General features: G+C 61.2%; 6 protein-coding genes and 6 pseudogenes. 8 read left to right on the top strand and 4 right to left on the bottom strand.

The features are described 5' to 3' along the window. Window positions 1-429: 429 nt before the first annotated feature. The 4 genes and pseudogenes from QN413_RS26180 to QN413_RS26170 all read left to right on the top strand — a co-directional run. Window positions 430-729 carry a sigma factor gene (locus tag QN413_RS26180; protein ID WP_323499511.1) on the top strand — a complete coding sequence of 100 codons (300 nt, stop codon included), beginning with the start codon at window positions 430-432 and terminating at the stop codon, window positions 727-729. 15 nt (window positions 730-744) lie between these two features. After that, window positions 745-912: pseudogene (locus QN413_RS27490) on the top strand (sigma factor-like helix-turn-helix DNA-binding protein); the annotation flags it as partial. Between the two features lie 604 nt (window positions 913-1,516). After that, the gene (gene katG, locus QN413_RS26175) at window positions 1,517-3,760 is read left to right on the top strand and encodes a catalase/peroxidase HPI (protein WP_416352252.1); all 2,244 of its coding nucleotides are present in this window, start codon (window positions 1,517-1,519) and stop codon (window positions 3,758-3,760) included. A gap of 475 nt (window positions 3,761-4,235) precedes the next feature. Then, window positions 4,236-4,409, top strand: a pseudogene (locus QN413_RS26170) (IS5/IS1182 family transposase); the annotation flags it as partial. A 113-nt stretch (window positions 4,410-4,522) separates the two neighbouring features. Here QN413_RS26170 and QN413_RS27485 read toward each other — a convergent pair. Further along, a pseudogene (locus tag QN413_RS27485) lies at window positions 4,523-4,642 on the bottom strand (IS6 family transposase); the annotation flags it as partial. Window positions 4,643-5,032: 390 nt separating this feature from the next. Here QN413_RS27485 and QN413_RS26160 point away from each other — a divergent pair. After that, a complete protein-coding gene (locus QN413_RS26160; protein WP_323499509.1) occupies window positions 5,033-5,605 on the top strand; it encodes a cytochrome b in 573 nt (190 codons plus the stop codon). A gap of 65 nt (window positions 5,606-5,670) precedes the next feature. On the opposite strand, the pseudogene QN413_RS26155 reads toward QN413_RS26160, so the two are convergent. From QN413_RS26155 to QN413_RS26145, 3 pseudogenes are all read right to left on the bottom strand, one after another. Continuing rightward, a pseudogene (locus QN413_RS26155) lies at window positions 5,671-6,153 on the bottom strand (IS6 family transposase); the annotation flags it as partial. Between the two features lie 136 nt (window positions 6,154-6,289). After that, window positions 6,290-7,409, bottom strand: a pseudogene (locus tag QN413_RS26150) (IS5 family transposase). Window positions 7,410-7,658: 249 nt separating this feature from the next. Continuing rightward, window positions 7,659-7,769: pseudogene (locus tag QN413_RS26145) on the bottom strand (IS1595 family transposase); the annotation flags it as partial. A gap of 299 nt (window positions 7,770-8,068) precedes the next feature. On the opposite strand from QN413_RS26145, the gene QN413_RS26140 reads away from it, so the two are divergent. From QN413_RS26140 to QN413_RS26130, 3 genes are all read left to right on the top strand, one after another. Continuing rightward, a complete protein-coding gene (locus QN413_RS26140; RefSeq protein ID WP_323499508.1) occupies window positions 8,069-9,163 on the top strand; it encodes an alkene reductase in 1,095 nt (364 codons plus the stop codon). Then, window positions 9,160-10,197: a zinc-dependent alcohol dehydrogenase family protein gene (locus QN413_RS26135; RefSeq protein ID WP_323499507.1), complete on the top strand. Its 1,038-nt coding sequence runs from the start codon at window positions 9,160-9,162 to the stop codon at window positions 10,195-10,197. Before QN413_RS26140 ends, QN413_RS26135 begins: the two co-directional genes overlap by 4 nt. Window positions 10,198-10,259: 62 nt before the next feature. Beyond that, window positions 10,260-11,642: an NAD-dependent succinate-semialdehyde dehydrogenase gene (locus QN413_RS26130; RefSeq protein WP_323499506.1), complete on the top strand. Its 1,383-nt coding sequence runs from the start codon at window positions 10,260-10,262 to the stop codon at window positions 11,640-11,642. Window positions 11,643-11,803 lie beyond the last annotated feature (161 nt).

The following is an 11,803-nucleotide window of genomic DNA, read 5'->3' as shown; positions in this document are numbered from 1 at the left end:
CGCTTCCGCCTGCCCCTTGAGCTAACGCCGAAACCGAGCCGAGAGCGAAGCACGTCGAAATGACGATTGTTGAAAACTTTGACATTGCAAACCTTTGAAGTTTTTTGGTCTTATTACTTCACGCTTTTAGTGAACGCGTCGACGTGCTCCACAACGCTCAAGTCCTGTGGGCGATCCCCTACCAAGTAAAGCCGGTGCTACGGCCGTGAGGTGGGATCGGCGCATCAGTATTCAGAGCGCACGAAAAAGCAAGCTTTTGTCTTACCAATGGACGCCTCGATGTCTGGGAACTTCTTCCCACATGAAACGGCTTCGCACCCAACAAATAGCTTTGAGGTCGGGCGACGCGCACCTTAATAACCTCGTTCATCAAGTTGCAGGGGGCGATACGCAGGCCTTTCGAGATCTCTATGAGCTCTCTCGAACCCTCTGTATTACTGCGCGCTCAAGGTCGTTCGTAGGAAAGAGATTGCAGAGGACGCTCTTCAGGAGGCGCTCCTGACGATCTGGCGCCTAGCTCCAGACTTCGCATCGGGACGTGGGTCGGCCATGGTCTGGATGATGGTGATAGCGCGCAGCCGGGCGATCGAAATCCTTCGCCGTCAGGTCGTCAATCGGGAGAATCTGACTTTTTCTCGCGAAGAAGATGATTGGGATTCTTTGCTGCCTGATCAACCGGAGCCGGCAAGCGCGCTAGATGCCAAGAGGCTGTACGCCAAAGCGTATTGAGGTCTCAGTCAACTCAAAACGCACCAGCGCTGTGTGCTCAGCCTTGCGTTCCTCAGTGAAATGACGCACTGCGAAGTCGCGTCGCACACCGGCATGCCGATCGGTACGGTCAAGACTTACGTCCGCCGTGGATTAGGCAGCTTGCGCAGGGGCATGGGCGTTGAGCTGAACGTAGCGAGTTGACCGCTCAGACCTAATGGTGCCGACCGGGCGTTGACCCGCCTGAGCCTGTTTTGCCGGACTAACGGTGACCGGGGATAGCTCGCCGAAACGCTAGTCGGTGCTCTGTTTAAAGTCCATGAGGAGGGTCAGCGAAATGTCGGCAGCGTGGGCCAATTCAGCTTCGGCGCCCACGGCCTACTCGGCACCGGTACATCGCCGGCCATCAGCCGCGGACCGGCGAGCCGCGCCACTGGTAGTAAGCAAAGTTTTCGAGCAAGCTGGTTAACGCAATCGGCTCGACCGATGCGAGGGTGGCTATACCCGCTCGTGCCGTCGTGGCAACGGATTGCAGAAGATCGAGAGTCGCTACGCGCCTAGACGTGCCGGTCGGCTCGATGGCTTACCCGAGCCAAAGCTGTTTGCGTCCCGCATTGGCTGCGCACCCACGCCTACACGGCGCAGGCCCGGCGAGTTCACGATCCAATTCCACCACCGGGCGCCAGCAATGGACCCCGCTTGGATTCCAACTGCTTCACAAGGACCATGGATGAACACGACCACCCCAGACAAGACAAACACGGCTACGCATCAAATGGAGGGTAGATGCCCGTTCGGCGGAGACCGCATGGGCGGCGCGTTCGGCACGCCTCCGACCCTCGAGGACTGGTATCCGGACCGTCTGCGGGTTGAACTCCTGCATCAAAACGGTCTTGCGGCGGATCCGCTCGGCCCGGATTTCGACTACGCCGCCGAATTCGCGAAGCTCGACTTTGAGGCGCTGAAGAAAGACATCAAGCAGTTCCTGATTACCTCGGTTGACTGGTGGCCGTCCGACTATCACAACTACGGTCCGCAGATGGTTCGTATGGCTTGGCACGCGTCTGGCACCTACCGGATCGCCGACGGCCGAGGCGGCGCCGGTACGGCCATGCAGCGCTTTGCTCCCATCAGCAGCTGGTGGGACAACGGAAACACCGACAAGTCCCGTCGCCTCCTCCAGCCAATCAAGCACAAGTACGGCAACGGATTGTCTTGGGGAGACCTCATGATTCTGACCGGCAATTGCGCACTGGAGATCATGGGGTTCCCGACCTACGGTTTCGGTGGCGGGCGACTCGATGCCTGGGAGGCCGACAACGCAACGTATTGGGGCCCCGAGATCTGGGACCCGAAGAACGTCGATGGCTTCGACAGCATGGTCACGCGAGACAAGCGCTGGCGCGGCAAGAACGGCGATCCCGACTACGACCTAGAGAATCCGCTGGCCGCAACGCACCAGGCGCTGATCTATGTGAATCCGGAAGGGCCTTACGCCAATGGCGATCCCATGGGGTCGGCTCGCGATATCCGCATCTCGTTCACCCGAATGGCAATGAACGACGAAGAGACCGTGGCGTTGATCGCGGGTGGCCACGCGTTCGGCAAGAGCCACGGCATGGTGTCGCCGAAAGACGTAGGCCCGCCTCCCGAAATCGCGCCCATGGAGGCCATGGGTCTGGGATGGGCCAATCCGAAAGGCCCGGGCTTTGCGCAATACACGATGACGAACGGGATCGAAGGCAGCTGGACGCCCAACCCCACGCAGTGGGACAACAGCTACCTCGAGAACCTGTTTAAGTTTGAATGGAAGCAGGTCAAGAGTCCCGCCGGTGCGCTGCAGTGGACGCCGACGGACCCGAATGCGCCCAAGACGCCCGATGCGCACGTCGACGGTCAGATGAACGATCTGATGATGATGACCAGCGACATCGCGCTCAAGGTTGATCCGGAGTTCCGCAAGGTCTGCGAGAAGTTCCTAGCGGACTTCGACGCCTTCACCCAGGCGTTCTCGAAGGCTTGGTACAAACTGACCCACCGCGACATGGGGCCTCGGCATCGCTACCTCGGCCCGGAGGTGAGGATCGAGGACGGTCTGCTGTGGCAAGACCCCCTGCCTGAGCGCGACCACGAGCTGGTCGGCGAGACGGACATCGTTGGATTGAAGCAGGCCATCCTCGCCACGGGTCTGTCGGTGTCCGATCTCGTGTTCACCGCTTTCTCTGCGGCCGCGACGTATCGCGACAGTGACAAGCGTGGCGGTGCAAACGGCGGACGACTAGCGCTGGCGCCTCAGAAGGACTGGGTGGTCAACAGCCGCGCCGCTCCGGTCGTCGAGAAGCTGCGCGTCACCATGGCGGACTTCAACGGCAAGAAGGGCACTGGCAAGAAGATTTCACTGGCAGACATGATCGTTCTGGGAGGCTGCGCGGCTGTCGAACGTGCGGCTCATGAGTCGGGCATCGACGCCACGGTTCCGTTCACGCCGGGCCGGGTCGACACCACCCAACAGCTCACCGATGTGGAGATGTTCGAATGGTTAAAGCCGGTCGTGGATGGCTTTCGCAACTACACCGACGAGCGCTTCGGGCAGATCTCGCAAGGTGTGGCGCCGGAAGAGTTATTTCTCGACAAGGCCAATCTGATGAAGCTGTCCGCTCCGGAATGGACAGTGCTCACGGGAGGATTGCGGGTGCTCAATGCGAACCACGATGGATCGGACGTCGGCATCTTTACGACCAAGGTCGGCGTGCTGACGAACGACTTCTTTGTCCACCTCACCGACACCGATCTGGTCTGGGAGAAGGCCCATGCGGACGGCTTGAGCTTCGTGCTCAAGGATCGCGCATCGGGCGCCCCGAAGTTCAGGGCCTCACGCAACGACCTGGTCTTCGGTTCCAACGCGCAGTTGCGTGCGGTCTGCGATGTCTATGCCGGCAGCGATGGGCACCCACGTTTCGTGAAAGACTTCATCAAGGTGTGGGACAAGGTGATGATGCTGGACCGCTACGACGTCAAGGGACACCGGCGCACGGCGTCGATGGCTTCCTGACAGCCGTCGGCCGCGGTTTTTCACGTTACATGTCGGTCTCGTGCTTCCCTCCTACGAAGGCGCTGAAGGTGGCAATCGCAACTTCTACCGCACCCATCCGGGTCAATGCTGCAGCCAAGGGGAAAATGGTGGGCCGACGCTAGAGTTTCCGGGAGCGCCGAGCGGTTCGCACTGAAGCGTATTTCCGGAGAGGGTGGAAAGCGAACTAAAGCGGCTTCGTTCTGGCATAAGATCGAATGGCTGGGCATAGCCGCTTACTGGGTGCGGGACTCACTGGCACCTCAACCTGAACTGGCGGTCACGCGCTGGCTTTCGCTTGTCGCACTGCCGATCTTGTCGCCACGCGATGAGCGGTGGCGGAGCCTCCGTCTCGTAGGCCGCTCATGGCAGCGTCGAACTGGCCGCATTCGGCGCTTGCCTTGTCCACTTTCTGCGCGACCGCACCTCGTGCGCCGTGAGCTGCGTGATGATCCCGTTGCCCGAAGGGCACTTGGCGCACTTCATCAGTGAGGCTAGCATCGGACTTGCATATGGCGCGTTCCATGCGCGCTACGCTGAGGTCGACCCGCGCAATTAGCCATTACATCCGGCCATGATGGTCAAGGTACCGGTGTGCGGGTATGCAACGGGCGTGCTCAGCTCGCGCAAGAAGAAGTCGATCGGCTGGCCGGCCTTGTCGACCGCGCGCCTGCGCCAGCGAAGCATCAGCGACAGAACCGGCAAACCCGTCCGACAAGACACCGTCGTGCGGCCGAACACAACGCCACGCTCGGCCATCATCTCTTCCAGGTTGCGCAGGCTCAGCGGGTAGGCCGCATACCAGCGAACGCACACCAGCATCACATCGATCGCGTAGTGCAGTCGCTTGAGCACCAAACCCATCGCGTCGTTCATCGTCTTCGTCAAGGTCTGCGTCATTCGCCCACCTCACCGACTCGACTCACTGCAACCGAACCCGAAAAGCAATGCGATCCCTGCTCTTGAATGGTCTAAATGGTGACGTCGAGCAGTCTTGCGGACGCATTGCGATGCAATGCCATCCACTCGCGCTGCGCCATCCATAGTTCAGCATCGCCATAGACATGCTCTGCATTCCAATTGTCGGAAAAAGTATGAGATTTTTCAACAGCCTGTTAAAGTTTGGTACCAAATTTTGCAATAAGAATAAGCGAAAAACTTCATCCAACACTGCTCAATTCGATGATGCGCTGCTACTCACTCAATTATGCGTCGACAGACGCATGCTCCTTCTTTAACCGCAACAAGCACCCAATGAATGCTCATCCAACAGATGTTCCACCCCAAGTATATGTGGCGTGGCGCTACAGCGGTATTGCGGCCGCCTTGCATTGGCTGCTCGCGCTACTCCTCCCAACGATGGCCGCTCTTGGCTGGTACATGATGTCGATCGAAGAGCAAACCGGCAGTAGTTGGTATTTCGAGTTGCACAAGTCTATTGGTATCGTGGTGGCGCTGCTGGTGACCGCGCGCATTGTATGGCGTATCTACCATCGTCCGAAGTCCTTGCCGCCAACCGTGCCGGTATGGCAGGCCAGGCTGTCCAAAGCGACTCAGGCGATGCTTTATTTGCTTATGGTGCTTATGCCGATCACGGGCTATCTGGGTGCGTCATACTCCAAAACAGGTGTGAAATTGTTTGGCGAGGACACACCGCGTTGGACGCTGCCCGATCACGACTTGTCTGAGCAATTCTTCGGAGTCCATGCGGTACTAATTTGGGTGCTTATCGTGCTGATCGGACTACATGTTCTAGGTGCTATTAATCACGGACTCATTCGCAAAGATGGCGTATTTCAGCGCATGACCTTCAAACGACAGCGTTGATGCGATTGTGTTGGTTCTGTCGCGATAGCAGAGTGAGGTCTAAGAAACTCTTGTGTTGGTTGGCCTCAAAAAGCCAAAGAGTGGAACTTGTCAGCAGCCGACGAAGCTCTGTCTTTGAGCGAATCGAGCTGCCCCTTCTTGATCATGTGCACGGTCTCGATGCCGGCGATGAGGGCGCGAGCGGAGCGAAAAGACTTGAACCCCAGCATGGGTCGCACAACGAGTTTAAATACCTGGTGGTCTTGCTCGATGAGGTTGTTGGGATACTTCGGCTCACGCATCTCGATGTGCGCACCGCTGTCGGCGCACATGCCGACGATCGCTGCCGTGTTGGCACTGCTCTTGTCGATCTTGATCTTCCCGGGCACGCCGTGCAGGTCAATGGCACGTTCGAAGCAGCGCCTTGCATCAGCAAGGTCGCGGTGTGCGCGCAGCAGGAAGTCGATCGTGTGGCCGGCGCGATCCTCCGCCCGGTACAGGTAGTTCCACTCTCCACTGATTTTTATATAGGTCTCGTCCATTCGCCAGCTCGTACTGACAGGCCGCTTAACAGGATGCGGAAATACTCCCCTCCAAAACGCGTCAGTCTCATCGGCGGAGACTCGCTTTTCACATAGTGCTGTAGCAGCGATTTCGGGAGCTGTTTACGCTCATTTGAGTGTGTTTTGCGAGCCTCTGGCTGTCTCAGTGCCCCTGCGGACGCACGTGTCCCAACGAGCGCATGCGCGTCAGGTTGTAGCCCGTCATCGTCAGCACGAACAGATGGTCCACGCACCATCACCTGACGAATTCCGCCCACCGTCTTGGCCCAGCCAAAGCCCTGCTCGATGAGCTTGCGCTTGCGCTGCGACAGCGCATAGCCGTCGCTCGCAGCGATGGCATCGGGCATTGCTGAGCGCCGCCCGGAAGTGTTCTGTGCCACGTGGGGGATCACGCCCATGTCCTGGCATGCCTGGACGAACTCCTTCGCGTCGTAGCCTTTGTCCGCACAGAGCGTGACCTCGACATCCGGACTCGCGGTAGCCTGACGGGCATCCCTGATCATGACCTTGGCCGCTTCGCGTTCGGCAAGGCCGTCGGCTTGTGTGACCATCGCGTTGGCGATCAGGCCGTGGCGATCAGCCCATGGCGGTTGTCCGAGAGGGTGTGGCCCATGTAGCGCATCTGGCTGGCGGTCTTGCCCTTGCGGTACAGCCGCGCATCGTCATCGGTGCGCGATGCGCGATGCGTGGGTGTCGTTGCTGCGGGTTTGACCCTTGAAGCTGGTGCTGTCCGTGTTGTTGTCATCAGCATCATCGTCACCGCTATTCTTGCGCACGAAGCTGCGGTGGCTGGCCCACGCTTGAATGAGGGTTCCGTCGACGCTGAAGTGTTGGCCCGAGAGCCAGCCTTTGCGACCGATAGTTTCAACTATGGGGTTGAACAGCTCGATGATCGCGTCGTGCGCAATGAGCCGCTTGCGGTTCTTGGTGAACACGCTAGGGACCCAGACCGCATCGTCCATGGCCAGACCGATGAACCAGCGATACAGGAGGTTGTATTGGGTCTGCTCCATGAGCTGGCGCTCCGAGCGAACGCTGAAGAAGATCTGCAGCAGCATCGCGCGCAGCAGCTTCTCTGGAGCGATGCTGGGGCGCCCGCCTTTGATGTCAGCCTCGTACATGCCGGCAAACAAGTCATCCATCTTGATCAGCGCTTCGTTGACCATCGCGCGGATCGGGCGCAGCGGCTGGTCTGCCGGAACGAAGTCCTCGAGCTTGCGCATGGTGAACAGACTCTCGGTGAAGGTGTCGGCGTCGCGCATGGTCTGGGGTTTGTTCTCAATTGAGGAAACGATCACTGATCAACGTTCGAGGAGCGGATGTCGACAGCGGTCGGGGAGTATTTCAGCAGCCTGCTAGGCTGCTCGTCGAAAAAGAGAGCATTTCGTGTGGGCGCCTGGGCGCGCGCAGTCCTCTTGGCTACCGTCGAAGCTTGGGGCTCATGGCATAAAACCGTCCAGATTTTTAGCCCATCCCCGGTGGGTCAATTTTCGGTCGGCGTCGACACCGCGAGGCCTGCGCCTGGCGATCAGTGCCGCCTCGCAAAGCTCCTCGGTCCCGTGCAAGCTCAGAAACTCCCGCATCGACAGCCCAGGCTGGAACTGGACTCGGTTCATCGGCATAGCGCATCTCCTTGGTGCATGCGGCCATCATCAGGCCTCACTGGCTCACAGCGTGAGCCTGCTGAACTTCGTCGCTAATCAGGCAGCCCGATGACACGGGCGGTGACCGCGATCTGTGCGCTGTCGCAAGCACGAGGGGCTCAAGCGAAAGCCACAACGCTTTACGTTTGCCGTGAACCGCTTTGTGTCCCAGCGAACAGACCCAGGCGTTTCGGTCGCGCAGGCTGGGTCATCCCAACCTTGCACGTCGCAATCCCGTATTGCGACCTGCTGGCTCCACCACTCCAGGAATCCGCCGGATGCTGTTCGACAAGTTCTCCGCACGCTCCCTGCAACTCAGCAATCGCATGGTGATGGCGCCGATAACTCGCAACCGGGCGACGCCCGCGCACACGCCGGATGCATTGATGGCCACCTACTATGGCCAGCGAGCCACTGCCGGTCTGATCATCTCCGAAGGCACGTCGCCCAGCCCCAATGGTCTGGGCTACCCGCGCATTCCAGGGCTGTATGACGCGGCACAGGTGAAGGCCTGGAAGGCGACGACAGCCGCCGTGCATGAGCGCGGCGGCAAGATCTTTGTGCAGCTGATGCACTGCGGTCGCGTGGCCCATGTCGCCAACCTGCCGGCAGGTGCCGAGGTGCTCGGGCCGGGTACGGTCGTTTGCCCAGGTGAGATGTTCACCGACGCCCTTGGCATGCAGCCGCACAGCCCGCCACGCGCGATGACCGAGGTCGACATTGAGCACGCCGTCGCGGAATATGTAACTTCGGCAAAGCTCGCATTGGATGCAGGCTTCGACGGCATCGAACTGCACGGCGCCAACGGCTACCTGATCGAGCAGTTCCTGAACCCGCTCGTCAACCTGCGAAGCGACGCCCACGGCGGCAGCGTCGAGGGCCGCAACCGCCTGGCGCTGGAGATCGCGCGCGCCACGATCACGACAATCGGCCGCGACCGGGTCGGTATCCGCCTTTCGCCCTACGGCGTGTTTAACGGCACCGGCGAGTTTCCCGAAGTGCAGGCGCAGTATCTGGCGCTAGTCAAGTCGCTGTCCGCGCTGGGCCTGCTCTACGTCCACCTGGTCGACCACTCGTCCATGGGTGCGCCGCCGGTGCCCGCGGACTTCAAGCTCAAGTTGCGCGCCGGCTTCGAAGGTCTGTTCATCCTGTCCGGCGGCTTCGACCACGCCAGCGCCGAGCAGGCTCTGCTTGAGGAGCGCGGCGACCTGATCGCCTTCGGCCGGCCGTTCCTGGCCAACCCCGACCTCGTGGCGCGGATGCGCCAGCACGCGCCGCTCAACGCACCCGACATGTCGACCTTCTACGTGCCGCGGGCCAAGGGCTACACCGATTACCCCACGCTGACAGTTGGCACAGGAGCTTTGGCATGAAGGCACTCGTCTATCTCGGCCCGAACAAGAAGTCGCTCGAAGACCGGCCCAAGCCGGTCATCGCGGCGCCCACCGACGCGATCGTGAAGGTGACGCGCACCACGATCTGCGGCACAGACCTGCACATCCTGAAGGGCGACTTGCCGACCTGCAAACCCGGCCGCATTCTTGGCCATGAAGGCGTCGGCGTCGTCGATGCGGTGGGCTCGGCCGTCATCGACTTCAAGGCCGGCGACCCGGTGCTGATCTCGTGCGTCAGCGCCTGCGGCAAGTGCGTCAACTGCCGGCGCCAGATGTACTCGCATTGCACCACCGGCGGCTGGATCCTGGGCAACAGCATCGACGGCACGCAGGCCGAGTTCGTGCGTATCCCGTATGCGGACATGAGCCTGTACCCGATCCCGGCCGGTGCCGACGAGGAGGCGCTGGTGATGCTCAGCGACATCCTGCCCACGGCGCTCGAGTGCGGCGTGCTCAACGGGCGCGTGCAGCCCGGCAGCACGGTGGCCATCGTCGGTGTCGGACCGATCGGCCTGGCGGCGCTGCTCACGGCACAGTTTTACTCGCCCGCGCAGATCATCGCGATCGATCTCGATGACAACCGTCTGGCGATGGCCAAGCGCTTCGGCGCGACGTCCACGATCAACAGCGGCGACGGCAAGGCGGCCGACGCGGTGATGAAGCTGACCGACGGGCTCGGCGTCGACACCGCCATGGAGGCCGTCGGCGTTCCCGCCACCTTCGAGCTGTGCCAGCAGATCGTCGCCGCCGGCGGCACGCTCGCCAACATCGGCGTGCACGGCGTCAAGGTCGATCTGCACCTAGAGAATCTGTGGGACCGCAACATCAGCATCACGACAAGGCTGGTTGACACGGTGAGCACGCCGATGCTGCTGAAGACCCTGTGCGCGCACAAGCTGGATCCGATGCCGCTGATCACTCACCGATTCAAGCTTGACCACATCCTCGACGCCTACGAGACCTTTGCGCACGCGTCCGAAACGAACGCGCTCAAGGTACTGATCGAGACCTAAAGACCTCCGTGCCGGCATGCCGCTGGCGCTCCCACCGACCGACCCCGAAAGAGGACACCACCATGACCTACCAAAGCGTGAACCCAAACACCGGCAAGCTGCTCAAGAGCTACGAGCACCTCACCTCTGTGCAGCTCGAAAAGTCGCTCTCTGCGGCACAGGGCTGCTTCGAGACATGGAAGCATACGAGCTACGCCGAGCGGGCCGCGATCATCAACAAGGCCGCCTCGCTGATGGCTGCTCACGTCGACGACTTCGCCAAACTGGCGACGCAGGACATGGGCAAGCGCATCGACGAAGCGCGCGGCGAAGTCAAGTTCAGCGCCGACATCCTGGCCTATTACGCCAAGCACGCCGAAGCCTTCCTGGCGCCCGTCAAGCTGCATCCGAAGGTGGGCGAGGCGCACATGGAGAGCAGCCCGATCGGCGTGCTGTTCTGCGTCGAACCGTGGAACTTCCCGTACTACCAATTGGCCCGCGTCGCTGGCCCGCAACTGATGGCGGGCAACACCGTGGTCGTCAAGCACGCCGGCTGCGTGCCCCAGTGCGCGATCGCCTTCGAGAAGCTGCTGCTCGACGCGGGCGCACCGGTCGGTGCGTACACCAACTTGCTGATCTCGCATGAACAGTGCGACCGTGTCATCGACGACCCGCGCATCAAGGGCGTGGCCCTGACTGGCAGCGTCGCCGCGGGCCGCACGGTCGCTGCCCGCGCGGGCCAGAACCTGAAGAAGTCGACGATGGAGCTGGGCGGCGCTGACGCCTTCATCGTCCTTGAGGACGCCGACCTAGACAAGGTCATCCCCTGGGCCGTCTGGGGCCGCATGTACAACGCCGGCCAGACCTGCTGCGCGGCCAAGCGCTTCATCGCGGTCGAGGCTATCGCCGACAAGTTTCTCGCCCGCTTCAAGACGGCGCTCGAAGCACTCAAGCCGGGCGATCCGATGGACGAGAAAACCACGCACGGCCCGCTGTCCACCGAAGCGGCGCTGCTGCAGCTGCTCAAGCAGGTAGACGCCGCCATGAAGGGCGGCGCCAAGCTGCTGATGGGTGGCAAGCGCATCGACCGTCCGGGCTCGTTCATGCAGACCACGATCCTGACCGACATCGCGTCGGACAACCCGGCCTTCCGCGACGAGTTCTTCGGCCCGGTGGTCTCGTTCTACCGTGTCAAGGACGAAGCGGCGGCGATTGCACTGGCCAATGATTCCGACTTCGGCCTCGGCGGCTCGGTCTGGACGGCGGACGAAGCGCGCGGCAAGCACGTAGCCAGCCTGGTCGACACCGGGATGATGTTCGTCAACAACATCAATTGGGTTGATGCCGAATTGCCGTTCGGCGGCATCAAGAACTCGGGCTACGGCCGCGAGCTCGGCGACATGGGCATCCAGGAATTCGTCAACAAGAAGCTGGTGCGCACGGGTCACTTCCCGGCACCGGCTTGACCGTCGACAGAGCCTGACCATGTACGTCAACGTCGCCGTACTGACCGAGACCCAGCCGCACGAGCGCCGCGTGGCGCTGGTGCCGTCGGTGGTGCCGAAGCTGCGCAAGCTGGGCGCCCGACTGCACATCATCTGTCTCTTATACACATCTGACGCTGCCG

Origin of the sequence: Variovorax sp. LG9.2, from assembly GCF_035018885.1 — a bacterium.
Classification (GTDB): domain Bacteria; phylum Pseudomonadota; class Gammaproteobacteria; order Burkholderiales; family Burkholderiaceae_C; genus Variovorax.
Note: the sequence above shows the minus strand (reverse complement) of the source record. Positions and strands in the feature narration are given on the sequence as shown.